General features: G+C 74.1%; 29 protein-coding genes and 1 riboswitch. Of the genes, 9 read left to right on the top strand and 20 right to left on the bottom strand.

What is annotated here, in order from left to right; all coding sequences use genetic code 11:
- Positions 1–48 precede the first annotated feature (48 nt).
- Both cydB and ACZ6S5_RS17800 read right to left on the bottom strand, forming a co-directional pair.
- Positions 49–1,047 (bottom strand): cytochrome d ubiquinol oxidase subunit II, encoded by a 999-nt coding sequence (gene cydB, locus ACZ6S5_RS17795; protein WP_466001620.1) that lies wholly within the window; start codon positions 1,045–1,047, stop codon positions 49–51.
- A gap of 15 nt (positions 1,048–1,062) precedes the next feature.
- Complete coding sequence (locus tag ACZ6S5_RS17800) at positions 1,063–2,475, bottom strand: cytochrome ubiquinol oxidase subunit I (protein ID WP_466001622.1); 1,413 nt, start codon at positions 2,473–2,475, stop codon at positions 1,063–1,065.
- A gap of 177 nt (positions 2,476–2,652) precedes the next feature.
- Here ACZ6S5_RS17800 and ACZ6S5_RS17805 point away from each other — a divergent pair, with 177 nt between their 5' ends.
- On the top strand, positions 2,653–3,429 hold the full coding sequence (locus ACZ6S5_RS17805) for a lysophospholipid acyltransferase family protein (protein ID WP_466001624.1): 777 nt from the start codon (positions 2,653–2,655) through the stop codon (positions 3,427–3,429).
- 65 nt (positions 3,430–3,494) lie between these two features.
- On the top strand, positions 3,495–4,343 hold the full coding sequence (locus ACZ6S5_RS17810) for an SDR family NAD(P)-dependent oxidoreductase (RefSeq protein ID WP_466001626.1): 849 nt from the start codon (positions 3,495–3,497) through the stop codon (positions 4,341–4,343).
- 69 nt (positions 4,344–4,412) lie between these two features.
- Here ACZ6S5_RS17810 and ACZ6S5_RS17815 read toward each other — a convergent pair whose 3' ends face one another.
- Both ACZ6S5_RS17815 and ACZ6S5_RS17820 read right to left on the bottom strand, forming a co-directional pair.
- A complete protein-coding gene (locus ACZ6S5_RS17815; protein WP_466001628.1) occupies positions 4,413–4,781 on the bottom strand; it encodes a DUF4180 domain-containing protein in 369 nt (122 codons plus the stop codon).
- Positions 4,774–5,232, bottom strand: a complete 459-nt coding sequence (locus tag ACZ6S5_RS17820) for a helix-turn-helix domain-containing protein (RefSeq protein ID WP_466001630.1) — start codon at positions 5,230–5,232, stop codon at positions 4,774–4,776. Before ACZ6S5_RS17820 ends, ACZ6S5_RS17815 begins: the two co-directional genes overlap by 8 nt.
- Before the next feature lie 99 nt (positions 5,233–5,331).
- On the opposite strand from ACZ6S5_RS17820, the gene ACZ6S5_RS17825 reads away from it, so the two are divergent.
- The 3 genes from ACZ6S5_RS17825 (at position 5,332) to ACZ6S5_RS17835 (ending at position 8,305) form a co-directional block, all read left to right on the top strand.
- Positions 5,332–6,099: a glycerophosphodiester phosphodiesterase family protein gene (locus ACZ6S5_RS17825; RefSeq protein ID WP_466001632.1), complete on the top strand. Its 768-nt coding sequence runs from the start codon at positions 5,332–5,334 to the stop codon at positions 6,097–6,099.
- Positions 6,100–6,113: 14 nt separating this feature from the next.
- Positions 6,114–7,505 (top strand): MFS transporter, encoded by a 1,392-nt coding sequence (locus ACZ6S5_RS17830; protein ID WP_466001634.1) that lies wholly within the window; start codon positions 6,114–6,116, stop codon positions 7,503–7,505.
- A gap of 80 nt (positions 7,506–7,585) precedes the next feature.
- Positions 7,586–8,305, top strand: coding sequence for a thymidine kinase (locus ACZ6S5_RS17835; protein ID WP_466001636.1), 720 nt, complete (start codon positions 7,586–7,588; stop codon positions 8,303–8,305).
- Between the two features lie 2 nt (positions 8,306–8,307).
- On the opposite strand, the gene ACZ6S5_RS17840 is transcribed toward ACZ6S5_RS17835, so the two are convergent.
- Positions 8,308–9,192, bottom strand: coding sequence for a metallophosphoesterase (locus ACZ6S5_RS17840; protein ID WP_466001637.1), 885 nt, complete (start codon positions 9,190–9,192; stop codon positions 8,308–8,310).
- 20 nt (positions 9,193–9,212) lie between these two features.
- Positions 9,213–9,289, bottom strand: a riboswitch (ZMP/ZTP riboswitch).
- A 39-nt stretch (positions 9,290–9,328) separates the two neighbouring features.
- Entirely contained in the window at positions 9,329–9,787 is a 459-nt protein-coding gene (locus tag ACZ6S5_RS17845) for an Rv0361 family membrane protein (protein WP_466001751.1), read from the bottom strand.
- Between the two features lie 133 nt (positions 9,788–9,920).
- On the opposite strand from ACZ6S5_RS17845, the gene ACZ6S5_RS17850 reads away from it, so the two are divergent.
- Positions 9,921–10,292 (top strand): VOC family protein, encoded by a 372-nt coding sequence (locus ACZ6S5_RS17850; protein WP_466001639.1) that lies wholly within the window; start codon positions 9,921–9,923, stop codon positions 10,290–10,292.
- A 70-nt stretch (positions 10,293–10,362) separates the two neighbouring features.
- Here ACZ6S5_RS17850 and ACZ6S5_RS17855 read toward each other — a convergent pair whose 3' ends face one another.
- Positions 10,363–10,767: a VOC family protein gene (locus ACZ6S5_RS17855; protein ID WP_466001641.1), complete on the bottom strand. Its 405-nt coding sequence runs from the start codon at positions 10,765–10,767 to the stop codon at positions 10,363–10,365.
- Positions 10,768–10,854: 87 nt separating this feature from the next.
- On the opposite strand from ACZ6S5_RS17855, the gene ACZ6S5_RS17860 reads away from it, so the two are divergent.
- Positions 10,855–11,811: a helix-turn-helix transcriptional regulator gene (locus ACZ6S5_RS17860; protein ID WP_466001643.1), complete on the top strand. Its 957-nt coding sequence runs from the start codon at positions 10,855–10,857 to the stop codon at positions 11,809–11,811.
- A gap of 6 nt (positions 11,812–11,817) precedes the next feature.
- Here ACZ6S5_RS17860 and ACZ6S5_RS17865 read toward each other — a convergent pair whose 3' ends face one another.
- Genes ACZ6S5_RS17865 through ACZ6S5_RS17890 form a run of 6 tightly spaced genes read right to left on the bottom strand, consistent with a single transcriptional unit; the run spans position 11,818 to position 16,157 of the window.
- Complete coding sequence (locus tag ACZ6S5_RS17865) at positions 11,818–13,437, bottom strand: YncE family protein (RefSeq protein WP_466001645.1); 1,620 nt, start codon at positions 13,435–13,437, stop codon at positions 11,818–11,820.
- 49 nt (positions 13,438–13,486) lie between these two features.
- Positions 13,487–13,753 carry a hypothetical protein gene (locus ACZ6S5_RS17870; RefSeq protein ID WP_466001647.1) on the bottom strand — a complete coding sequence of 89 codons (267 nt, stop codon included), beginning with the start codon at positions 13,751–13,753 and terminating at the stop codon, positions 13,487–13,489.
- A 39-nt stretch (positions 13,754–13,792) separates the two neighbouring features.
- Entirely contained in the window at positions 13,793–14,077 is a 285-nt protein-coding gene (locus tag ACZ6S5_RS17875) for an LLM class flavin-dependent oxidoreductase (RefSeq protein WP_466001649.1), read from the bottom strand.
- A gap of 29 nt (positions 14,078–14,106) precedes the next feature.
- Entirely contained in the window at positions 14,107–14,481 is a 375-nt protein-coding gene (locus ACZ6S5_RS17880; RefSeq protein WP_466001651.1) for a VOC family protein, read from the bottom strand.
- Positions 14,478–15,122, bottom strand: a complete 645-nt coding sequence (locus tag ACZ6S5_RS17885; RefSeq protein WP_466001653.1) for a TetR/AcrR family transcriptional regulator — start codon at positions 15,120–15,122, stop codon at positions 14,478–14,480. The genes ACZ6S5_RS17880 and ACZ6S5_RS17885 overlap by 4 nt, the downstream gene beginning before the upstream one ends.
- 42 nt (positions 15,123–15,164) lie before the next feature.
- Positions 15,165–16,157, bottom strand: a complete 993-nt coding sequence (locus ACZ6S5_RS17890) for a tyrosine-type recombinase/integrase (protein ID WP_466001655.1) — start codon at positions 16,155–16,157, stop codon at positions 15,165–15,167.
- Between the two features lie 133 nt (positions 16,158–16,290).
- Here ACZ6S5_RS17890 and ACZ6S5_RS17895 point away from each other — a divergent pair, with 133 nt between their 5' ends.
- Positions 16,291–17,301, top strand: coding sequence for a helix-turn-helix transcriptional regulator (locus tag ACZ6S5_RS17895; protein WP_466001657.1), 1,011 nt, complete (start codon positions 16,291–16,293; stop codon positions 17,299–17,301).
- 6 nt (positions 17,302–17,307) lie between these two features.
- Here ACZ6S5_RS17895 and ACZ6S5_RS17900 read toward each other — a convergent pair whose 3' ends face one another.
- The 5 genes from ACZ6S5_RS17900 to ACZ6S5_RS17920 form a co-directional block, all read right to left on the bottom strand.
- Positions 17,308–17,733 (bottom strand): Hsp20/alpha crystallin family protein, encoded by a 426-nt coding sequence (locus tag ACZ6S5_RS17900; protein WP_466001659.1) that lies wholly within the window; start codon positions 17,731–17,733, stop codon positions 17,308–17,310.
- 96 nt (positions 17,734–17,829) lie between these two features.
- Complete coding sequence (locus ACZ6S5_RS17905; protein ID WP_466001661.1) at positions 17,830–18,189, bottom strand: hypothetical protein; 360 nt, start codon at positions 18,187–18,189, stop codon at positions 17,830–17,832.
- A 38-nt stretch (positions 18,190–18,227) separates the two neighbouring features.
- The gene (locus ACZ6S5_RS17910; protein ID WP_466001663.1) at positions 18,228–18,749 is read right to left on the bottom strand and encodes a DUF2087 domain-containing protein; all 522 of its coding nucleotides are present in this window, start codon (positions 18,747–18,749) and stop codon (positions 18,228–18,230) included.
- Between the two features lie 70 nt (positions 18,750–18,819).
- Entirely contained in the window at positions 18,820–19,389 is a 570-nt protein-coding gene (locus tag ACZ6S5_RS17915) for a cysteine hydrolase family protein (RefSeq protein WP_466001665.1), read from the bottom strand.
- A gap of 36 nt (positions 19,390–19,425) precedes the next feature.
- Positions 19,426–19,953, bottom strand: coding sequence for a MarR family winged helix-turn-helix transcriptional regulator (locus ACZ6S5_RS17920; protein WP_466001667.1), 528 nt, complete (start codon positions 19,951–19,953; stop codon positions 19,426–19,428).
- A 68-nt stretch (positions 19,954–20,021) separates the two neighbouring features.
- Here ACZ6S5_RS17920 and ACZ6S5_RS17925 point away from each other — a divergent pair, with 68 nt between their 5' ends.
- Positions 20,022–21,293 carry an MFS transporter gene (locus ACZ6S5_RS17925; RefSeq protein WP_466001669.1) on the top strand — a complete coding sequence of 424 codons (1,272 nt, stop codon included), beginning with the start codon at positions 20,022–20,024 and terminating at the stop codon, positions 21,291–21,293.
- 10 nt (positions 21,294–21,303) lie between these two features.
- Here the strand turns inward: ACZ6S5_RS17925 and ACZ6S5_RS17930 are convergent, their stop codons facing one another.
- Both ACZ6S5_RS17930 and ACZ6S5_RS17935 read right to left on the bottom strand, forming a co-directional pair.
- Positions 21,304–21,699, bottom strand: a complete 396-nt coding sequence (locus ACZ6S5_RS17930; protein WP_466001671.1) for a cupin domain-containing protein — start codon at positions 21,697–21,699, stop codon at positions 21,304–21,306.
- Between the two features lie 46 nt (positions 21,700–21,745).
- Entirely contained in the window at positions 21,746–22,405 is a 660-nt protein-coding gene (locus ACZ6S5_RS17935) for a DUF4232 domain-containing protein (protein WP_466001673.1), read from the bottom strand.
- Positions 22,406–22,409: the final 4 nt, after the last annotated feature.

Here is a 22,409-nt window from a genome sequence, read left to right on the forward strand (position 1 = left end):
TGCGACCCCCTCGCACCGGCCCCGCGTTTCCCCGCGCCCGCAGGCTGGTCAGTGTTGCGGGATGTTCTGTACCCCGATCCGCTTGCGGAACACCCAGTAGGTCCAGCCCTGGTAGGCCAGCACGATCGGGGTGAACACCACGGCCACCCAGGTCATGATCTTCAGGGTGTAGGGGGTGGAGGCGGCGTTGCCGGCGGTCAGGGTGCCGGCGGCGTCCAGGGTGGACGGCATGACGTTGGGGAACAGCGCGGCGAACAGGGTCGCCACGGCCAGGGCGATGGCCACGGCGGTGCCGGTGAACGCCCAGCCCTCCCGGCGTACCTTGGCGGCGGCGAGACCGCCGAGCAGGGCGAGGGCCGCGGCGACGGCGAGCACGACGGCGGCGGCGCTGGAGCGGATGGTGAGCGTCCAGGTCAGGAAGGCCACCGCGACGACGGCGGTGGCGGCGCCGACCTTGACGGCGAGGGCGCCGGCGCGGTCGCGGATGTCGCCGGTGGTCTTCAGGGCGAGGAACACCGCGCCGTGGGTGAGGAACAGCCCGAGGGTGGTCAGGCCGCCGAGCAGGGCGTACGGGTTGAGCAGGTCGAACAGGCCGCCGACGTACTCGTGGTCGGCGTCCAGTGGCACGCCGCGGAAGATGTTGGCGAAGGCGACGCCCCACAGGATCGCCGGGATCAGGGAGCCGACGAAGATGGCCTGGTCCCAGCGGCGCTTCCAGGACGCCTCGGGGCGCTTGTGCCGGTACTCGAAGGCGACGCCGCGGGCGATCAGGGCGAGCAGGATCAGCAGCAGCGGCAGGTAGAAGCCGGAGAAGAGGGTGGCGTACCACTCGGGGAAGGCGGCGAACATGGCGCCGCCGGCGGTGATCAGCCAGACTTCGTTGCCGTCCCAGACGGGGCCGATGGTGTTGATCAGGACGCGGCGTTCCCGGTCGTCGCGGCCGAGTACGGGCAGCAGCATGCCGACGCCGAAGTCGAAGCCTTCGAGGATGAAGTAGCCGGTGAAGAGCACGGCGACGAGGAGAAACCAGATGGTGGTCAGTTCCACGATGGGCTCCGGGGATCAGTAGGCGAACGCGAGCGGGCGCTCGGCGTCGTCGGTGTCGTCGTCGGCGGGGGTCGGGGTGACGTCGGGGACGCCGGCCTTGGCGTAGCGGACCAGCAGCTTGAACTCGATCACCGCGAGGGCGGCGTAGATCAGGGTGAATGCGGTGAACGAGGTGAGCACCTCGGTCAGCGAGACGGTGCGGGAGACGCCGTTGCGGGTGAGCATCTCGCCGAAGACGATCCAGGGCTGGCGGCCCATCTCGGTGAAGATCCAGCCGAAGGAGTTGGCCAGCAGCGGCAGCGCCGGCATGACCAGGCCGGCGCGCAGCAGCCACTTGCTGGTGGGCGTGCGGCCCTTGCGGTGGGTCCAGAGCACGATCAGGGCGATGGCGGCGGCGGCCAGCCCGAGGCCGATCATGAAGCGGAAGCTCCAGTAGGTGACCGGGATGATCGGGGTGTAGCTGCCGGCGCCGTACTGGGCGGCGTACTGGGTCTGCAGGTCGTTGATGCCCTGCACGGTGCCGTTGGGGTCGCCGGTGCCGAGGAACGACAGCAGGTACGGGATCTTGATGGCGAAGACCTCGCGGCTGCCGTCGAGGCTGCCGACGGTGAGCACGGAGAACGAGGCGGGGCTCTCGGTGGTGTAGAGGGCCTCGGCGGCGGCCATCTTCATCGGCTGCACGTCGGTCATGATCTTGCCTTGGATGTCGCCGGTGAACAGCACCAGCGCCGAGGAGATCAGCACCACCCAGGAGCCGAACTTCGTGGCGAAGCGGTAGGCGTCGGTGTCGGCGCTGTCGCGGTTGCGGATGACGTGCCAGAGGCCGACGGCGACGATCAGCGACCCGGCGACCAGGAACGCGCCGGAGAGGGTGTGCGGGAAGGTGATCAGGGCGACCTTGTTGGTGAGCACGGCGAAGAAGTCGGTCAGCTCGGCGCGGCCGGTGGTGGGGTTGATCCGGTAGCCGACCGGGTGCTGCATGAACGAGTTCGCGGCGAGGATGAAGTACGCGGACAGGTTGGTGCCGATCGCGGCGGCCCAGATGGCGGCGAGGTGCAGCCGCTTGGGCAGCCGGTCCCAGCCGAAGATCCACAGTCCGATGAAGGTCGACTCCAGGAAGAACGCCACGAGTGCCTCGATCGCGAGGGGCGCGCCGAAGATGTCGCCGACGAAGCGCGAGTAGTCCGACCAGTTCATGCCGAACTGGAACTCCTGCACGATGCCGGTGACCACGCCCATCGCGAAGTTGATCAGGAAGAGCTTGCCGTAGAACTTGGTGAGCTTGAGGTAGCGCTCGTTGCCGGTGCGGTGCCACAGGGTCTGGAGGATGGCCACCAGGATGGACAGGCCGATGGTCAACGGCACGAAGAGAAAGTGGTAGACGGTGGTGACACCGAACTGCCAGCGGGCGACGTCCAACGCGTCCACCTGAAACCCCCAGCTGTGCATACTACGAGACGTAGTAGATACTACTCGTCGTCGTAGAAGAATCGGCAGGGCCGCAGGGCCCGACCGGGCCCGGGACCAATGACCCTGATCACCTCTGCCGCCCGGCCCGGGACCGGACCCCGGCCTAACCCCCCGGCGTGCGACCATCCAGCACTGATGGAGACCCCGACCACCCCCTGGCGGGCGCCGCTGCTGTGGCGCGCCGCGCAACTGCTCGCCCGCGCCGTCGTCGGCCTGCTCGGCCGCCTCGAGGTCACCGGCGACGTGCCGGACACGCTGCGGCACGGACCGCTGATCCTGGCCGCCAACCACATCAGCCCCTTCGACCCCGTGGTGCTCACCGCCGCCTGCCGGGTCCGCGGGATCCACCCGCGGATCATGGCCACCGGCGGGCTGTTCCGCGCCCCCGTGGTCGGCCCGCTGATGCGCCGCGCCGGGCACATCCGCGTCGACCGGGGCACCATCTCCGTGCACCAGGCCCTGGAGGTCGCCGCCGCGGCCGTGGCGGGCGGCTCGGTCGTCCTGGTCTATCCCGAGGGGCGGATCGGCCTGGACCCCGGGATGTGGCCCGAGCGGGGCAAGACCGGCGCGGCCCGGCTCGCCTTCGCCAGCGCCGCCCCGGTGGTCCCGGTCGCCCAGTGGGGCTCGCACGAGGTGCTGCCGTACCGGACGCCCAAGGGGATGCTGCGCGGCCTCGCCCGGGCGATCGCGCGCCGACCGGTGATCCGGGTGCACTTCGGCGCGCCGGTGGCCCTGCGCGACCTGCACCCCGGCACGCCCGGCGCGGCCCGGCGGGCCACCGACCGGATCATCGACGCGATCACCGACGACCTCGCGCCGCTGCGCCCCGACGAGCCCGACCGGCCCCGCCACGTCGACCCCGGCCGCCCGGTGGAGACCAGCCGCTCGCACCGCCGGCGCCGGTCCGGCTGAATCCGGCACCGGCGCCGCCGTGCGGTGAGACCCTCGCCGGGAGGAGCCAGGCGAGGAGGACCGGTATGGGCGCACCCACCGTGCTGATCACCGGCACGTCCAGCGGCATCGGGCTGGAGATCGCCGTGGGCGCGGCCCGCGCCGGCTGGCGGGCCGTCGCCACCATGCGCGACCCTGCCCGCGCCGACCCGCTGCGTGCCGCCGCCGACGCCGCCGGGGTCGCCGACCTGGTCGAGGTACGCCGGCTCGACGTCGTCGACCAGGCCTCGGTGGCCGCCTGCGTTGCCGACGTGGTGGCCGCCCACGGCCGGCTCGACGCGGTGGTCAACAACGCCGGCGCCGGCCATGTCGGCACTCTGGAACAGGAGACCGTCGAGGACGTCCGGGCGGTCTTGGAGGTCAACTTCTTCGGCGTCCTGCACGTCACCCGGGCCGCCCTGCCGCACCTGCGGGCGTCGCGGGGCCGGCTGCTCACCGTCACCAGCGTCGGCGGGGTGGTCGGACAACCGTTCAACGAGGCGTACTGCGCGGCGAAGTTCGCCGTCGAGGGCTTCATGGAGTCCCTCGCCCCGGTCGCCGCCACGCTCGGGGTCAGCGTGACCGTGCTCGAGCCGGGCGCGGTGGCCAGCGAGTTCGTCGCCAACGTCGGCGTCGACCCGGAGGCCGCGATCGCCGCCGCCGGGGTGTACGGGCCGGCGCTGCGGGCCTATCTGGCGCGCAGCGCCGGCGCGTTCGCGGCCGCGCAGTCGGCGGCCGACGCCGCCGCCGTGGTGGTGGCCACGCTGACCGACCCGGAGCCGGCGCCCCGGGTGCAGACCTCCCCCGCCGCCCGGCAGTTCGTCGCCGTCAAGCTGGCCGACACCGACGGGCTCGGGGTGACCGCGCTGACCGCCGGCTGGCTGCGCGGTCCCTGACCCACTCCGGTACGCCGACGTGGCGGGGTGAGCGGCGCTGTGATACCGCCACGTCGGCGAGGCGCAGGCTCAGCCGGCAGCGGTCAGCCGGGCGTCGAGCGCGGCCAGGTCGGAAACGAACCAGATGTGGTCGTGCCGGTTGGACTCGGTCACCAGGGCCCGCAGCGCGGCGCTGGCCGCCAGGTGCCGGGAGATGTCCCCGACGACGACCAGCCGCAGCCGGTAGTTGACGAACTTCTGCATGATCTCCCCGGCGAAGCGGGTGCCCAGGGCGAAGAAACTCGGGTCGAGCCGCTCGACCGGCACGGCGACGGCCGTGGCGCCGAGGAAGGCGGCGCCGATCAGGTCCAGCGCGTCCCGTTCCGTGGCGATCGGCGCTCCGGCCGGGTCGCACACCAGCACCGGCACCCCGGCGCGGTCCTGCAGCACGTCAGGCATTCCCGGCCCCCTTCCCGGCGAGCAGGCCGTCCGCGCCGTGCAGGACCGCGTCGAGCAGGCGCAGCAGGTCGGCGGTGGCGGCGGCGTCGCCCAGGATCACGATCTTCATGCGGTGGCGTTCCTCGTCGTGGACGGTCTGCACCCGCAGCGGGCGCGCGGGGTCGTGGTGGGTGTTCGCGGCGGCCAGCACGAGGGTGGCGAGCCGGTCGACGGTGGTCCGGTCGACGCCGTCGACCTGCGCGATGCTCGACACCTCCAGGGTGGCCGGGCCGGCGGGTGCGGCCGGGCCCGGCCGGCCGGTCAGCGCGTCGAGGTCGGCGCGGGCGATCCGGTACTGCTTGCCGATCCGCACCGCCGGCAGCCGGCCGGCGCGGATGTAGCCGCGCACGGTGCGCACGTGCAGCCCCAGCAGCTCCGCGACCTGCTCGACGGAGTACATGTCATTACTCATCGTTCCCCATCGTAGGCACGACAGGGAAGGATAGGGAAGTTGGTTGTGGCGACGCCGGGCGGTCACCCGGAGGCCACCGGCGCCGGGCATACTTCCCGCGTGCAGCCCCGACACGGCTACCTCGACGCCCCCGCGCCGCTGGCCTTCGCCCATCGCGGCGGCGCGGCCGACGGCGACGAGAACACCGCCGCCGCGTTCGCCCGGGCCATCGCGCTCGGCTACCGGTACGTGGAGACCGACGTGCACGCCACCGCCGACGGCGTGCCGGTGGTCTTCCACGACGCCACCCTGCGGCGGGTCACCGGTGAGGCGGGGCGCATCGCCGACCTGCGCTGGGCCGACCTCGCCTCGGTACGCGTCGGCGGCGCCGCCGTGGTGCCCCGGCTGGACGAGGTGCTCACCGCCTGGCCGGAGGTCCGGTTCAACGTCGACGTCAAGGCCGACGGCGCGGCCGCGCCGGCCGTCGACACCGTCGTGCGGGCCGGCGCCGGCGAGCGGGTGCTGCTCGCCTCGTTCAGCGACGCCCGGCTGGCCCGGCTGCGCGCCCTCGCCGGACCGAAGGTCGCCACCAGCCTCGGCATGCGCGGGGTGGCCCGGCTGCGGATGGCCTCCCTGCACGGCCGGCCGCTGCGGGTGCCCCCGTCCGTGGTCGCCGCCCAGGTGCCCGTCCGGTACGGGCGCATCCCGGTGGTGGATCGGCGCTTCCTCGCGTACTGCCACCGGATCGGGTTGCAGGTGCACGTCTGGACGATCGACGAACCCGCCGAAATGCACGACTTACTTGATCTTGGTGTGGATGGCATCATGACCGATCACGTCGGCGTGCTGCGCGACGTGTACCGCAGCCGCGGCCACTGGGCCGCCTGAGTCAGAGGAACCCGATGGCCGAAACGGTCACCCCCGCCGTCGCCGAGCCCGCCCACCCGGGCAGCACCCGCCGGGAACGCACCGGCTGGTACTTCTACGACTGGGCGAACTCCGCCTTCCAGACCACCGTGATCACGGTCTTCCTCGGGCCGTTCCTTACCACCGTCACCGAACTCGCCGCCGGTTGCCGGCTCGGCGCCGACGAGTGCCACGGATCCGTGCATCCGCTGGGCATCCGGATCGCCGCCGGCTCCTACTACCCGTACCTGATCTCGCTGTCGGTGTTCCTCACCGTGTTCGTGCTGCCCGTGATCGGGGCGGTCGCCGACCGGTCGGTGCACAAGAAGCGGCTGCTGGCCGCCGCCGCGTTCACCGGCGCCGGCGCCACCATCGGGTTCGCGTTCGTCACCGGCGAGCGGTACCTGCTCGGTGGGGCGCTGTTCCTGATCGCCAACATCTCCTTCGGCGCGGCCGTCGTCGTCTACAACTCGTTCCTGCCACAACTCGGCGGCCCCGACGACCGCGACGCCATCTCCAGCCGTGGCTGGGCCATCGGCTACCTCGGCGGCGGGCTGCTGCTCGCGTTGAACCTGGTCGCGGTCACCGTGCTCAGCGAGGAGGGCAACCCGCAGCGCACCCTCGACCTGGCCCGCTGGTCGATCGTCTCGGCCGGCGTGTGGTGGGCGGCGTTCACCCTGCTGCCGCTGCGCTGGCTGCGCGAACACCCCACCGCCGAGGCGCTGCACGGCGGCGGCAACGTGCTCACCGACGGGTTCCGGCAGCTCGGCCGCACCCTGCGGGAGATCAAGACGTACCCGCTGACGCTGTTCTTCCTGCTCGCCTTCCTGGTCTTCAACGACGGCATCCAGACCGTCATCACCCTGGCCAGCCAGTACGGCACCGAGGAGCTGCGCCTGGAGCAGAGCACCCTGATCGTGACCATCCTGCTGGTGCAGTTCCTCGCCTTCGGCGGCGCGCTCGCCCTGGGCGCCCTGGCCCGGCGCATCGGCGCGTGGAAGACGGTGCTGCTGTCCCTGGTGCTCTGGACCGGTGTGATCATCGCCGCGTTCCGGCTGCCCGCCGAGGCGCCGCTGCCGTTCATGATCCTCGGCGGCTGCATCGGCCTGGTGCTCGGCGGCAGCCAGGCGCTGAGCCGGTCGCTGTTCAGCCAGCTCATCCCCGCCGGCAAGGAGGGCGAGTACTACGGCTTCTACGAGATCAGCGACAAGGGCACCAGCTGGCTCGGGCCGCTCGCCTTCGGCCTGGTGTTCCAGCTCACCTCCTCCTACCGGGTGGGCCTGGTCTCCCTGCTGATCTTCTTCGTGGTCGGGTTCGCGCTGCTGGCCGCGGTGCCGATCCGCAAGGCCATCGTCGCCGCCGGCAACACCCCGCCCCGGGTGCTGTAGGGCTGGTCCGCGCGCGGTCCGATCATGGAGGGCCGCGCGCGGACCGATCCTCCGGTGTCGATGGGCTAGGCTGCCCCGACGTGACCGACGACGCCGCTGCCGCCCCGATCTGCCTGGCCCGACCCCTCCCGGGGCCCGGGGACGACCGCCCCGGTGGCTGTGCCGCCGCCCGCGCCGTCGACGGTCGGCCGCTGCACGCCGCCGCGCTGAAGTTCTTCTGGGGGCCGATGGACTGCGGCAAGTCCACCATGGCCCTGCAGATGAACTACAACCACGCCCGGCAGGGCCGCCGCGGCCTGGTCACCACCCGCATCGACCGCTCGCTCGGCCCGCAGGTAACCACCCGCATCGGGCTGGCCCACTCGGCCATCGAGGTCACCGACGCGCTGGACCTGCGCGACCTGGTCCGCGACGCCTGGGCCGAAGGGGTACGCGTCGACTACCTGATCTGCGACGAGGCGTCCTTCTACAACCTGGAGCACGTCGAGCAGATGGCCGAACTGGTCGACAACTACGACGTCGACGTGTACGCCTTCGGCCTGGCCACCGACTTCCGCTCCTGCCTGTTCCCGGCCGCGCAGCGGCTGTTCGAACTCGCCGACGAGGTGGCCCGCATCCAGGTCGAGGTGCTCTGCTGGTGCGGCCGGGAAGGGCTGCTCAACGCCCGGGTCGTCGACGGTCGGGTGGTCCGCGAGGGTGAGCAGGTCGTCATCGGGGACACCGTGGACACCGCCGACGTGCGCTACCGGGTGCTCTGCCGCCGGCACTACCGCTCCGGCGACCTCGGCCCGCGCGGCTGAGCTCACTGCGCCGGCACGTCCACCCCCGAGACGGCATCGACCAGGTAGACCTGCCGGCCCGCCCGCGGATCCCGGGCGTGCAGGGTGTGGAACATCGGCGACCCCGGGCCACCCAGGTCGACCACGCTCGCGCCGGCGCCCGTCACCGCCCGCTCCCACGCCGGTGGCGCGGTCAGGTCGATGCGGGTCACCACGCCGGGGGTGACCCACACCGGCACCCCGGCCAGCGAGCCGGACAGCTGCAGGTGGTAGTGGCCGCAGAGGATCGCCCGCACGTCGGTGCCCGCCACGGCGTCGGCGAGCCGCGCGGCATCACGCAGGTTGACCGAGGCCATCAGCGGCGACGAGGGCAGCGCGATCGGCGGGTGGTGCAGCACGATCACCGTGCCGGCCTCGGCCGGGCGGGACAGCAGCGTGCGCAGCCAGCGCAGCTGCCGGTCATCGAGCAGGCCGTGCACCGCCCCCGGCACGAGACTGTCGAGCGTCACCACGCGCAGCCCGCGTACCACGCTGACGGCCGCCCGGTGCTCGCCCGCCGGGTCGGCCGGCTCACCGACGTCGGTGCCGTCGGCGGCCAGGTGGCCGGTGCCCAGCACGGCGGCGAAGGAGTCCCGGCGGTCGTGGTTGCCGGTGCAGTACACGTGCGGTACGCCCCGCTCGGCGGCGAACCGGCCGACCGCCTCCCGTACCGCGGCGCAGCCGGCGACCGAGCCGTCGTCGGCGACGTCGCCGCTGACCACCACCAGGTCGAGGTCCGGCACGTGCCGCACGTCGTGGAGGATGCCGGCCAGGGCGGCGCGGGCGTCCACGCCGTCCTCGTCGAAGCCGTTCGCGCCGACGTGGGTGTCGGACAGGTGCAGGATCCGGTGGCGTACGGGGGAACTCATGCGGCTCCTCATCTCCTCGATGAGGGCACCCAGGCGGTCGACGCCCCCGACCTCACTCCCCGGTGGTCGCCCACCCGCGCCAGTCGTGTACCGACAGCCTAGGAGACGAGCGGGCGGGCGCGCTGCCCCCGACGGGTCAGAACGGGTCCCCGCACACCCGCCACTTGCCGTCCTCCTGCACCACGGGCAGGTCCCGCTCCTCGCTGGCGCCGCCCTCGCGGGTCAGCCGCACCTTCACCGTGGCGCGCGGCCGGCCGCTCCGGGTGGCCACCGACACGTCCACGATCTCGTAGCCGCTGACCTGCGGCGGGGTGCGCACCCAGCTGCCGAAGCCGACCTGGCTCCACTTGCCGCGCGCGGTCCGGCAGAGCTTCTCGTACGCCTGGTCGGTGTCGCCGGCGGCGACCTGCCGGAAGAACGTGTCGGCGGTCTCCCGGACCGGGCCGTTGGCCTGCAGCACCACCTGCACGTTCCAGACCGCGAGGCCGGCCACCCCGACCAGGCACATGCCGAGCCCGAGGCCGCCGACGAGCACGCCCGCGCGGACCGGCCGGCGCCGCCGGGCCGGCCTGGTCCACCCCTGCTCCCTGCCCATCACCTACCGACCGTAGAGACAGCGGCGGGCGCCCGCAGGAAGTTGAGCCGCTGTCGCCACGGCCGGCTGCGGGCCGAAATCCGCCGGAGGTACCTGCCAGAAGGTGTCAGCTTCCGTCGCCAGGATGGGTGGCATGACAGTGCACGCCGACCTCGCGATGGTCAACCTCGACAGCTCCGACCCGGTCGCCCACGCCGGCTTCTACTCCCGCGCCCTCGGCTGGGAGGTCACCCACAGCCAGGCCGAGTACGCGATGATCAGCAAGGACGGGGTCTCGATCGGCTTCGGCCTGGTGCCCGGCTACACCCCGCCGGCCTGGCCGGACGAGACCGCCGGGAAGCGCTACCACCTCGACCTGTACGTCGACGACGTGACCGTCGCCGAGAAGGAGTTCGTGGCGGCCGGTGCCAGCCGGCCGGAGTTCCAGCCGGGCGGCGAGCGGTGGACGGTGCTGCTCGACCCCGTCGGGCAGCCCTTCTGCCTCTGCCCGCGTCCGCAGGGCTGACGGTGGGGCGGCTCGTCGGGTGGTCGCCCGCCCGACGAGCCGGCCTGCGCCGGTTCGTCCGGTCACGCCGTCACCGGGCCGCCATCCGCAGGTAGTGCTGGTTGTACATGACGCCGAGGAGATTGCCGAACGGGTCGACCACCGAGGCGGTCACGAACCCCGGCCCCCGCTCGACCGGCTTCTCGTACGCCGTGGCGCCCAGCTCCAGCAGCCGGGCGAAGGCGACCTCGACGTCGTCGACGTGCCAGTAGACCACCGCGCCACCGGCCTCCTGCGGCCGGGGACGCGGGGCGAACCGGCGGTCGATGATGCCCAGCTCGTGCTGGTGGTCGCCGACGCGGAACTCGACGTACGCGGGCGTCCCCTCTACCGGGCGGGTGAAGTACGGCGGGACGCCGAGCAGCTCGCTGTACCAGCGGGCGGCAGCGGTGACGTCGTCGGCGAAGAAGCTGACGGTGGTGAGGCCTCGCAGCATCGGTAGTTCCCTCCTCGGTGGCTGACCCGACCATCATCGACAGCAAAGTGCTCACCTTCTGCGCACTTTCCGGGAGAATCGCTGGTCATGCGCGCTGACCGTCTGCTGGCCGTACTGCTGCTCATGCAGACCCGGGGCCGGGTCACCGCGGCCGAGCTGGCCGGCGAACTCCAGGTGTCGGTCGCCACCGCCCGCCGCGACCTGGAGGCGCTCTCGGCGGCCGGCGTACCGGTGTATCCGCAGGCCGGGCGCGGCGGCGGCTGGTCCCTGGTGGGCGGCGCCCGCACCGACCTCAGCGGCCTGACGGCGGCCGAGGCGCAGGCGCTGTTCCTGCTCGCCGGCCCCGCCGCGGCCGTCTCCCCCGAGGCCCGCGCCGCGCTGCGCAAGCTGCTGGCCGCGCTACCGCGCCCGTTCCGGGCCGACGCCGCGGCCGCCGGCGACGCCACCGTGGTGGACCCGGTCCGGTGGGGCGAGCGCGACCGGCCCCGGCCGGCGACCGTCGACCTGCTGCGGACCGCCGTGGTCCGCCGCCGCAAGGTCCGCCTCCGCTACGTCGGCCGGGACCGGGAACCGACGGAACGCCTGGTGGACCCCTGGGGCCTGATCGACAAGGACGACGTCTGGTACCTGCTGGCCGGCACCGACCGGGGCCGGCGCACGTTCCGGGTGGACCGGATCGTCCGGGCCGACCCGACCGACGAGCCCGCCCACCGCCCCGACGACCTGGTGCTGGCCGGCGTCTGGCAGGAGGTGGTCGACGAGATGGAGCGGCGGCGCTCGCGCACCTGGGCGACGGTGCTCGTGCCGCGACGGTTCGCGGCGATCCTGCACGACCAGTTCGGCCGGCACTGCCACGCCGACGGCGAACCGGTCGACGGCCGGGTCCGGGTCCGGCTCGCCGCCCCGACCGCACGCGACATCGCCCGGCACCTGGCCGGCTGGGGTGAGCTGGTCGAGGTCGTCGACCCCCCGTCCGTGCGGGACGAACTGGCCCGCATCGGCGACGAACTGGTGGCCCGCTACCCCGGCGGAGCCCCGGGCTGAGCGGGCTCAGGGCGCGGCGGTGGTCGTGGCGGTGGCCGCCTCCTGCCAGTCGTTGCCGTCGTAGGTGGCGGTGAAGGTGGTCGGGCCGGTGACCGTGTACGTGGCGGTCAGCGGCGCGCCGTCCGGCACCGACCCGCTGGTCAGGAATTGGGTGCCCGCCGAGGTGGTGACGGTGACGGTGACGTACCGGTGCCCCACGGTGGGGCCGAGGGTGACCGCCACGGTGCCATACACGCTGCCGCGCTTCTTCTTGACCGGCTGGAAGGCCACCGCCAGGGACGTGGGCAGCTTGTCGGCCTGGAAGGTGGCGGTCCCGTCGGCGCGGGCGTAGGACCCGTCACCCGGGAAGTGTGCCCGGTACGTCCAGGTGCCGCTGCGCGGCGTGGCGTCGCTGAACGACACGCTTCCGGTGGCGTCGGTGGTGAAGGTGCCCAGCAGGGTGCTGTCGTAGGGCTGCTCCCGGTAGACCTGTACGGACGTGCCGGCGGGGGCGGGTGCGCCGCCGAGCAGCACCTGGGTGGTGAACGTGGACGACCTGGTGGTGTACCCGCGCGCCGGCCCGGTCACGGTGGCGGCGGCCGGTCGTAGGCCGATCCGGTCCACGTACCGGACGGCCGGCGCCCAGAGGCCCTGGGAGCCGATGGTCACCCGGCCGGCGTCCGCGTCGAACGCCAACCCGCGCTGCACGGGCGTCCGCTCGGGCTCGCCGACGAAGTCGGCGGTCCGCAGCGGCGTCGGGGCGCCGCGCGCGAACAGGGCCACCTTGTAGTCCTGCCCGTTGCACATGGTCACCAGTCGGCTGCTGTCGGCGGACCAGGCCACCGAGCGCGACGAGCAGGTCGTCGGGTAGAGCATGACCGGGCTGAGGTCGGCGGTGGTGGTGAAGGTCTGGATGCCGCCGACGTCCACCCCGGTCAGCGCCACCTGACTGCCGTCCGGGGACACGGCCAGGTCGGCCGGGTTGGCCATGCCGAGCTTGCGGCCGGCGACCCACCGGACGGTGCCGTCGCTGACGTCGAGCATCGTGAGGCTGACGGTGTGCACCAGGTAGTCGGTGGCGAACACCCGCCCGGGCAGGCCCGGTGAGGTCGCGACGATCGGCTGGTACCACGACCACTCCGGCGGCGACAGCGACACCGCGCCCGTACGGGTGTCGAGCACGCCGACGCCGGTGGGAGTCGGCGGGAGGGTCTGGTCGGAGTAGTGCAGGCAGTCGAAGGCGAAGGCGACGTACGGGCCGGTGGGTGCGACGTCACCCGGGCAGATGTCCGCTCCGACGTCGTAGCGGGCGGTCACGGCGAGGGTGGTGGTGTCCACGGCGGCGATCTGCCGGTCGTTGGGCAGCCCGACCCACAGGATGCGGCCGTCCTGCGCCATCCGCACGCCGACGGCGCGGCCGAGACCGTCCACCCGGCGCGCGGACGTGGCGTCGGCGTCGACCACGAGCACGCCCGACTCGACCGCGCCGACGAAGGTCCGGCTGCCGTCCGGGGTGCCGGCCATCGTCCAGATGGTGGGCGTGTCGACCGGTACCGCGGCGTGTGCCGGCAGGGTCGGGGCGACCACGGTGGCGGCCGCCAGGACCATCGCGGTCAGCAGTGTGGATGTCCGGTGTCGTGTCCCCATGGTCCGCCCCTTCCGACGGCACGACGCACCACCTCCCGCTCAGCATCGGTCAGCCGCCGACCGGGCGCAAACGCTGGGCCGATGTGGAGCGTCGCCGGCTCAGCGCGGCGGCCCGCGGGCCCACCGCCGCGCGCATCGCCTCCGGCTCACCGGCCGGCACGTACTCCAGCCACCAGGTCGCTCCGGCCGCCGCCAGTCCGGTCAGGTACGCCCGCTCGGCCCGCTCGTCGGCACGCCGGCGACGCCCGCCGATCGCCACGTCGAACGGTTGCCCGTCGGCGCGGGTGGGCGGCAGAGCGGCGGCCAGGTCGTGCACCTCGTCGGGGGTGAGGGTCGGCCCAGTCGTCGGTGTCGGTCAGCTTGTACGGCACGCCGCCGTCGGCGCGGGCGGCGCGGCGCAGCACCGCCTTCGGCTGGGTGCTGCCGCCCACCCAGACCGGCGTACCAGGGCTCGGCCGCCGGAGAGGTGGTCGAGGGTGAGCACCTCCCCGGCGAGCTTGGCCGGCCGGCGCCGGGGCAGGGCGGTCACCGTGGTGTCCAGGACCACCCGGTCGGTCCGGGCGGCCACGGCGGCGAGGACCAGCCACGGGTCGTAGGTCGGCGGGTCGTCGCCGCAGCAGATCTCCAGCCCGTGTCGCATGCCGGCACCCTACGAGCGGCGTACGACGATCACGCCGGGGACATGACCTCGTAGAGGTTGCCGGACTCGTCGCGGAAGAACAGGCCCCGCGCGCACAGTGGATGGTCGGTGCGCCCGTTGTCGGGCGACCTGGGCTCGCTGCCGTAGGGCACGCCGCTGTCGCGCAGCCGGGTCAGGATCGCGTCGAAGGTGGCCGGGTCGACGTCGAAGGCCAGGTGGTGCCCCTCGGGCGTGGGCACGCTCATGAAGTCGAGGGTCAGTTGCTCGTTGACGCGTACCGGGGCGAAGTGGCCGTGCCGGCCGGCGGGTGGCAGCACCGGCAGGCCCATCAACTCGGCGAAGAACCGGGCGGCGGCGTGGTGGTCACGGGCCGGGACGATCGTGTGGTTGAGGGTGACGGTCACCGGCTCGCCTCCTCTGGAGTCGTGATGAGAGCGCCGTGCAGGAACAGGTCGACCAGCTCGGCGGGGGTGGGCGGGTCGCCCGGCAGCGGGCCGCGGCCGGGCAGCAGGACGGCGAGGAACAGCGCGGCCAGCCGGTCGGCGGGCAGCCGCAGCCGGTCCTGCTCGGGGGCGAGCAGGGCGGCCACTGCGGCCCTTACCGCGGCCGCCGACTCGTCCCGGCCCGATCGGGCGTCTTGCGAGCCGTGGTCCGGACGGGCGTTCCGGCGGGACCGTCCGGGGCGGCCGGCGGCGTGGGCGGCGGCGAGCACCGCGCCGAGCCGCTCCAGGTGGGCGCGCAGGGCGGTGGCGGCGGCGGTGAGCCGGTCGGCCAGCGGCTGGTCCAGCCCGACGGCGGCGAGCTCGGCGAGCGCGGTATCGGGGCGCAGCGCCTCGGCGACGGCGGCGTCGACGAGGGCGTCCTTGTCGGCGAAGGCGCGGAAGACGGTCGCCTCGCCGATGCCGGCGGCCCGGGCCACCTGGGCGGTGGTGAACGTGGCGCCGTGCGTGGCGAGCAGCGGCAGCGCGGCCTGCACGATCATCGCCCGGCGCTGGTCCGGGCTCATCCCCGGCGCGCGGCGGCGGGGCAGGTCGGGGTCTGTCATGCCGCCCAGGATGCGGAGTGAGTACTCACTCCGTCAAGCGGGTTATCCGCGCCGGCGCGCCCGTGCGGCCCAGATGACGTACGCGGGGTCGCGGTCGAGGTTGTGCCGGTCCCGGTCGTAGCGCCGGGTGGTGCGCGGGTCGGCGTGCCCCATCGCGTCCTGCACGTCCTCCAGCGGCACCCCTTCGGCGCGGGCCGTGGTGGCGAACGCGTGCCGCAGCGAGTGCGGGGACAGCTTCGCCCAGGCGGGGATGCCGGCGACCTGGGCGAGCCGGCGGACCAGCCGGAACACCGCGTGCCGGTCCAGCCGGGCGCCGGTGGCGGTGACCAGCAGCGGCCCGGTCAGCTCGGGCACGGTCAGCCGCTGCGCGGCGGCCCGGGCGGCCAGGTAGGCGTCCACCGCGTACGCGGTGCCGGGGGTGAGCGCCCGCCGGCGCACCTTGCCGCCCTTGCCGACGAACCGGACGCTACGGTGCCCGCGCTCGGCGCCCAGGTCGGTCAGGTCCAGCGAGATCAGTTCGCCGACCCGCAGCCCCAGGTCCGCCAGCAGGGCGATGGTGGCCCGGTTGCGTGGCGCCGTCGGGCCGGAGCCCGCCTCGGCCGCGGCCAGCAGCGCGTCCACCTCCTCCGGGGTGAGCCCGACGGTGGCGGAGTGGTCCCGGTCGACCCGGGGACGGTCGGCGCCGGCGACCGGGTTGGCCTCCACCGCGCGCAGCTTGACCAGGAAGTCGTACCAGCTGGACAGGGCGGACAGCCGGCGGGCGACGGTGGCCGGGGTGAGCGGGCGGCCGCTGCGCACGCCCAGGGTCGACTCCAGCTCCCGGCCGTACGCGTTCACATCGAGGAAGCTGACCCGCAGCGGATCCAGGCTCCGGTCGGCGCACCAGTTCAACCAGGCGGCGACGTCCCGCCGGTACGCGTCGCGGGTGTGCTCCGACAGCCGCCGGTTGCGCAGCCACGCCTCGGTGAAGTCGGTCGGCCCGCCGCGCAGGGCGGGGCGGGCCGAGGCGCGGGGCAGGACCTCGGGACGCAGCATGTGAGAAAGGCTCTCAGCCTTCGGGAGGAATCGCGACGAGGCGCGCCCGACGGAAGTCCGACACACGTCACACGGGCCTCGCCCCGAGCCGGCCGCGGGACACGGCGTCTTCCGCCCGGGTTACCGTCACCGCGTGCGTGCCAGCCGCCTGGTCTCCCTGCTGCTGCTCCTGCAGACGCGGGGGCGGATGACCGCCCAGGAACTCGCCGACGCCCTCGAGGTGTCCGTCCGGACCATCTACCGGGACGTCGAGTCGCTGGGCGCCGCCGGCGTGCCGGTGTACGCCGACCGCGGCCCGGCCGGCGGCTACCAGTTGCTGGAGGGCTACCGGACCCGGCTCACCGGGCTGACCGCGCCCGAGGCCGAGGCGCTGTTCCTCACCGGGATGCCCGGCCCGGCCGCCGAGCTGGGGCTCGGTCCGGTGGTGGCCGCCGCCGAGCTGAAGGTGCTCGCCGCGCTCCCCGACGAGCTGGCCGACCGGGGCGGGCGGATGCGGCAGCGGTTCCACCTCGACGCGCCCGGCTGGTTCCGGCATCCGGAACCCACCCCGCACCTGACGGCCCTGGCCCGGGCGGTGTGGGAGGACCGGCTGGTGGAGATGCGCTACCGGCGCTGGCGGGCCCCGCGTGAGGTGACCCGGGTGGTGGCCCCGCTCGGCGTGGTGCTGAAGGCGGGTCGCTGGTATCTGGTGGCCCGCTGTGAGGAGCAGCTGCGCACCTACCGGGTCGGCGCGGTCCTGGACGTCGTGCTGTCCGACGAGCGGTACGCGCGCCCGGCCGACTTCGACCTGGCCGGCTACTGGCGGGAGTGGACCGAGCGGTACGAGCGGGACGTCTACCGGGCGCAGGCGCGGGTACGGATGACCGTGGCCGCGCTGGAGTTCATGCCGTACGTCTTCCCGCCCGAGATGAGCCGGGCCGCCCGGGCGGCGGCCGGCGAGCCCGACGAGGACGGCTGGCTGGAGACCACCGTGCCGATCGAGTCGGTGAAGCACGCCCACACCGAACTGCTCAAGCTCGGCGCCGAGGTGGAGGTGCTGGAGCCGGCCGAGCTGCGGGAGCGGCTCACCGCCACCGCGCACGCCCTGGCCCGGCTCTACCCCGACACGACGATGGGGGCGTCCGAACCGGACGCCCCCAGGTGATCCCCGTCAGGCGCTGATCTCCCGGCGGCCGTCGGCGGTCGCGGTGACGCTGATCCGGCGCGGCTTGGCCCGCTCGGCGACCGGGATGCGCAGGGTCAGCACCCCGTTCTCGTAGCCGGCCTCCAGCTTGTCGGCGTCGAGGGTGTCGCCGAGGAACAGCTGCCGGGTGAAGGTGCCCATCGGCCGCTCGGCCGCGACGAGCTCCACGTCGTCCCCGGTGGGCCGGCGCCGCTCGGCGCGGACCGTCAGCACGTTGCGCTCCACCGTGCAGTCGATGCTGTCCGGGTCGACGCCGGGCAGGTCGAAGGCGGCGTAGAAGAAGTCGCCGTCGCGGTAGGCGTCGAGGTGCATGACCGCCGGCCGGGCGGTGGTGCCGAAGAACTGCTCGGCGAGCCGGTCGATCTCGCGGAACGGGTCGGTACGCATCAACATGGCCGTGCCTCCTCGGTTCTCCTGGCCGAAGGTGTCAAGTTGAGTCGAGGCGACTCAACTACCTGGTTTCTTATTTAGCGCGTGGCAACCGCGCCGTCAACCCCGGCCGGCAGGAGCCTCTCGAACCAGTGCTGGGCGTACCGGTCGACGTTGCAGGCCGGGATCTCGGCGTAACCGTGCCGGGCGTACAGGGCGCGGGCCTCCACCAGGTCGCCGCGGGTGCCCAGCCGGGCTGCCGGCGCAGCCGGCGAGCCGCCCGCCCTGGTGGGCCACCAGGAGCAGCCCGGTGGGCGGGACCAGGCCGTCGCTGGGCGACCCGATGAGCGTGGCATCCACCTCGCCAGGACGTTCCGGCCGGCGGTGCCAGCGGCGGACCATCTCGGCCAGGTGTTCGCGCAGCAGCAGGGCGGCCTCGGGGGTGTCGGGCCGGGTGGGGGTCGTCGTCCAGGTGGGCACCGTCCGATCCTCGCCGGACGGTGACCGGCTTTTCCCGGTCAGGGCCGCCAGTAGACCCCGTGCTCGCGGGTCAGGAGCAGGTCGTCCACCAGGTAGCGGCGCAGCGAGACGTGGTCGGCCTCGCCGCCCTCGCACCACGTTCGCAGCGCGTCGTCGACGACCCGCTCCGGGTAGCGCACGCCGGGCTCGAAGGAGCGCTCGGTGATGTGTTCCAGCAGCACCCGCCGCCGGCCGCGCTGGGCGGGCAGGCGGGTCAGCCGGCCGTCGTGGACGAAGGTGCGCAGGATCCGCTCCCGGGGGTCCGCCGCCGCAGCCGCGGTCGCCGGCTCGGCGGTGCGCGCGAGCTCCCGCAGGCGCTCCCCGTCGATCCGCAGGCCGATCGGGTCGTCGGCCACGATCCCGGCGTCCACGAGACGCCGTACGCCGGTGGCCACGTCCCGGGCGGACAGCCCGGTACGCGCCACGACGGCCGGGACGTCCCCGGCGCCGAGGACGATCGCGGCGAACACGGCACGGCGTCGGTCGTCGGCGAGCGCACCCGCCAGGGCCTGCGAACTCATGACCGGCAGCCTGCCAGCCGGCCCGCGGGGCGGCCAGGCGTTTTCCGTCGGGGCGGGGAGCCGGTGCGGCTCACACGCCGGCAGGGGTGGCGGCGAACTCGACGTCGGCGGTGTCGACCGTGCCGGCCGTCCGGCCCGGAGCCGTATGGTCGTTCCAGTAGAGGTTGGTGTGGGCGATGACCTGCTCGGGCGAGGGCGCGCCGTAGGCCGTCAGGTCCTCGGTGGTGTGCGCGTCGGCGACCAGGGTGGCGTCGTAGCCCCGGGCGATCGCGCCGTGCAGGGTCGAGCGGATGCACTGGTCGGTCTGCGCGCCGGCGACCACCAGCCGACCGATCCCGCGTTCGGCCAGGACCTGCTCCAGCTCGGTGTCTTCGAAGGAGTCGCCGTACTCCTTGTGCACCAGTGGCTCGTCGTCGCGCCGCACCAGCTCGGGCACGTACTGCCACTGCTCGCTGCCCTGGGGCAGCTCGTCGCTGCGGTGCTGGACCCACACGACCGAAACGCCGGCGGCGCGGGCCCGGTCGACCAGGGTGGCGACGTTGGCCACCACCCGGTCCCGGTCGTGGGCGTGGTTCACCACGCCGTTCTGCACGTCGATGACGAGCAGGGCGGTGTGCGGTCGGTCGACGAGCGTGGTCATGGTGCCTCCCTGTGCGCCTGTTGGCCTGCGGCCAACCTAGACCGGCCCACCGACATCCCGGGACGGCGCGGCGGGCGGCCGCTCGGCGACCAGGGTGACCCGGCGGAGCAGGTCGGACAGGAGCCGTCGCTCGTCCGGGGTGAGCGCGCCCAGCACCCGGTGTTCCTCGTCGCCGACCACGCCGATCGCGCGACGCCAGTAGGCCCGGCCGGCGTCGGTGAGTTCGACGTCGATCCGCCGCCGGTCGACGGTGGACGGGATCCGCCGGACGAAGCCCCGGCGGACCAGCGCGTCCACCCGGGCGGTGATCGAGGCGGGCGCCATCCGCAGGTCGGCGGCGATGTCCGAGGGCGCCGCCCGGCCGCCCCGGCCGGCGAGGGCGTGCAGGGTGCCGTACTCCTTCTCCTGCAGGTCCAGCTCGGCCAGGGCCCGGTCCTTCACCTCGCGCAGGTGCCGGGTGAGCAGCGACATCCGGACGACCGCGCCCTCGACATCCGGGTCCAGGTCGGGCAGGACGGGCAGCCAGCGCGCGACGTGCTCGTCGACGGGGTCACGGTCGGTCACCCGACCACCGTACGACGCCGACAAAATATTCGTTGTCGAAATTTTCGGCGTCGAAGTATCCTTCCCAGGTGACGCATCCACTCCGCCTCCGGGCGTTCCGCCTGCTGTTCCTCGGCCGTACCGTCTCCGCCGTCGGCGACGCCGTGGTGCCCACCGCCCTCGCCCTGGCGGTGCTGCGCGCCACCGGGTCGACCGCGGCCCTCGCCGTGGTGCTGGGCTGCGCGATGGTGCCCCGGTTGCTGCTGCTGCCGCTCGGCGGCGTGGTCGCCGACCGGTTCGACGCACGGCGCGTCGCGCTCACCACCGACCTGGTGCGCTGCGTCGCCCAGCTCGTCGTCGGCGCCGAACTGCTCGGCGGAACCCCGTCCCTGGCCCACCTCGCGGTGGCCTCCGCGGTCGGCGGCGCGGCCTCCGGCTTCGCCATCCCCACCGCGTCGCCGCTGGTCGCCGGCACCGTCGAGGCCGAGGGCCGGCAGCGGGCCAACGCGCTGATGGGGGTCGCCGCCAACGCCAGCCGGCTGGCCGGCCCCGCCCTCGCCGGGCTGCTGGTCTGGACCGCCGGACCCGGCTGGGCGTTCGTGCTCGACGCCGCGTCGTTCGCGGTCAGCGCGGCGCTGCTGGCGGTCATCCGGGTCCGGCACGTGCCCGTGCCGCACCGGGCGCTCCGCGCTGACCTGGTGCACGGCTGGCGGGAGGTCCGCTCCCGGGACTGGTACTGGAGCAGCCTGGTCGCCCACGGGGTGTGGAACGGTGCGGCGGCGGTGCTGCTCACCGTCGGCCCGCTGGTCGCCGTGGACCGCCTCGGCGGCGAGGGCGTCTGGGTGCTGCTGCAGCAGGCCGGGGCGGTCGGCCTGCTGGCCGGATCGCTGCTCGCCGCCCGGGTCCGCCCGGCCCGGCCGGTGCTGCTGGGCAACCTCGCGCTCGCGGCGTACGCGGCGCCGCTGCTCCTGCTCGCCGCCGCCGCGCCCGCCCCGGTGACCGTGGCCGCCTACTGCCTCGCGCTGACCGCGCTGGGCTTCCTCAACCCGATCTGGGAAACGGTGGTGCAGGGCCAGTTCCCGCCGGAGGTGCTGGCCCGGGTCACCTCCTACGACTGGCTGATGTCGCTGGGCGCCATGCCGCTCGGATACGCCCTGGCGCCGCTGGCCGCCCGCTCCTGGGGGCCAGCGGCGCCCCTGGCGGTGGCCGGGGTGCTGGTGCTGCTCGCCTGCGCCGGCACCGCCGCTGTCCCCGGCGTACGCCGGCTCGGCTGGCCGGCGAGCGCCCCGACCGACCCCGTCGAGCAGGTGCCGGCGAGCGCCCCGGCCGACCCCGTCGACCAGGTGCCGGCGAGACGCTGACCCGACGTGGTCAGAGCCGGTGCCCGGTGGTGGCGTCCACGTGACCGGGCACCTCGTCGTGCCGGTCGCCGACGCTGGACGTGCCGGACGGCTCGAACATCAGGATCGACGCGCCGTCCGGGGCGGACGGCCGGTGCTCCACCCCGCGCGGCACCACGTACACCGCGCCGCGCGGCAGCACCACCTCCCGCTCGGCGCCGTCGGCCCCGTCGCGCAGGGCGATGCGCAGCTCCCCGTCGAGCACCAGGAAGAACTCGTCGGTGTGGTCGTGGGCGTGCCAGACGTGCTCCCCGGCCACCTTGGCGACCCGGACGTCATAGTCGTTGACGGTGGTGACGATGCGCGGACTCCACAACTGATCGAAGCGCGCCAGGGCGGCGGCCAGCTCGACAGGTTCGTCTCTCATGCGCCGATCCTCGCGCACCTGACGCGGCCGGTGGGGGCGCCGATCCTCAGCCGGCCCGGCCCGTGGTGCCGGCCACCACCGGGTGCACCTCGAGCGCCGAGCAACTGTCGGTGGTCCAGCGCAGTCGCACCGACCGGGTCTCGTCCGGCGGCGTCACCAGCAACGACGCGTACGCCTCGCACGCCCCGCCGTCGGCGGCGCGGAAGGCCAGCGCCTCGACCAGGGCGGAGGCCAGCTCACCCGGGGCGAGCAGCACCCGGGCGGGCTGGTCGCCGGCGATGCCGCCGAGGTAGCCGTGCGGGGTCCGCTTCGCGTGGGCCAGGGTCCGTCCGGCGCTGTCGAGGCCGTCGACGCCCGGGTAGCCCTGCAGCCAGCACGGCCGGTCACCGCTGTTCTGCAGGACGACCGGCACCCCGCGGTGGCCGGAGCCCACCGTCTCGTCGCCGAGGAGCACGTCCAGTTGGGCCGTCGTGCACCGCTGCGGCGCGCCCGTGCCGGCGGCGGGCACGGTCGAGCGCGTCGGACCGGCGGTCGTCGGCGCGGCGGTCGGCGTGCCGGGGGTCGCCGTCGGCGCGGTCGCCGTGATCTCCGGCGCGGCCGTCGACGGCGACGCGTTCGGGCCGCAGCCGGGCAGCGCCAGCACGCCGACGAGCAGGAGATACCGGTACGCGACACCGGCGCGCGGCCGGACAGACAGGACAGCCATGAGG

This window comes from Micromonospora sp. NPDC051924 (genome assembly GCF_055586005.1).

Bases quoted from the DNA above. Each gene is read 5' to 3' on its own strand.
- ACZ6S5_RS17805 (WP_466001624.1), top strand. From the start codon at position 2,653: ATGGAGACCCCGACCACCCCCTGGCGGGCGCCGCTGCTGTGGCGCGCC.
- ACZ6S5_RS17810 (WP_466001626.1), top strand. From the start codon at position 3,495: ATGGGCGCACCCACCGTGCTGATCACCGGCACGTCCAGCGGCATCGGG.
- ACZ6S5_RS17815 (WP_466001628.1), bottom strand. From the start codon at position 4,781: ATGCCTGACGTGCTGCAGGACCGCGCCGGGGTGCCGGTGCTGGTGTGC.
- ACZ6S5_RS17820 (WP_466001630.1), bottom strand. From the start codon at position 5,232: ATGAGTAATGACATGTACTCCGTCGAGCAGGTCGCGGAGCTGCTGGGG.
- ACZ6S5_RS17830 (WP_466001634.1), top strand. From the start codon at position 6,114: ATGGCCGAAACGGTCACCCCCGCCGTCGCCGAGCCCGCCCACCCGGGC.
- ACZ6S5_RS17840 (WP_466001637.1), bottom strand. From the start codon at position 9,192: ATGAGTTCCCCCGTACGCCACCGGATCCTGCACCTGTCCGACACCCAC.
- ACZ6S5_RS17845 (WP_466001751.1), bottom strand. From the start codon at position 9,787: ATGGGCAGGGAGCAGGGGTGGACCAGGCCGGCCCGGCGGCGCCGGCCG.
- ACZ6S5_RS17850 (WP_466001639.1), top strand. From the start codon at position 9,921: ATGACAGTGCACGCCGACCTCGCGATGGTCAACCTCGACAGCTCCGAC.
- ACZ6S5_RS17855 (WP_466001641.1), bottom strand. From the start codon at position 10,767: ATGCTGCGAGGCCTCACCACCGTCAGCTTCTTCGCCGACGACGTCACC.
- ACZ6S5_RS17860 (WP_466001643.1), top strand. From the start codon at position 10,855: ATGCGCGCTGACCGTCTGCTGGCCGTACTGCTGCTCATGCAGACCCGG.
- ACZ6S5_RS17865 (WP_466001645.1), bottom strand. From the start codon at position 13,437: ATGGGGACACGACACCGGACATCCACACTGCTGACCGCGATGGTCCTG.
- ACZ6S5_RS17875 (WP_466001649.1), bottom strand. From the start codon at position 14,077: ATGCGACACGGGCTGGAGATCTGCTGCGGCGACGACCCGCCGACCTAC.
- ACZ6S5_RS17885 (WP_466001653.1), bottom strand. From the start codon at position 15,122: ATGACAGACCCCGACCTGCCCCGCCGCCGCGCGCCGGGGATGAGCCCG.
- ACZ6S5_RS17890 (WP_466001655.1), bottom strand. From the start codon at position 16,157: ATGCTGCGTCCCGAGGTCCTGCCCCGCGCCTCGGCCCGCCCCGCCCTG.
- ACZ6S5_RS17900 (WP_466001659.1), bottom strand. From the start codon at position 17,733: ATGTTGATGCGTACCGACCCGTTCCGCGAGATCGACCGGCTCGCCGAG.
- ACZ6S5_RS17910 (WP_466001663.1), bottom strand. From the start codon at position 18,749: ATGAGTTCGCAGGCCCTGGCGGGTGCGCTCGCCGACGACCGACGCCGT.
- ACZ6S5_RS17915 (WP_466001665.1), bottom strand. From the start codon at position 19,389: ATGACCACGCTCGTCGACCGACCGCACACCGCCCTGCTCGTCATCGAC.
- ACZ6S5_RS17930 (WP_466001671.1), bottom strand. From the start codon at position 21,699: ATGAGAGACGAACCTGTCGAGCTGGCCGCCGCCCTGGCGCGCTTCGAT.
- ACZ6S5_RS17935 (WP_466001673.1), bottom strand. From the start codon at position 22,405: ATGGCTGTCCTGTCTGTCCGGCCGCGCGCCGGTGTCGCGTACCGGTAT.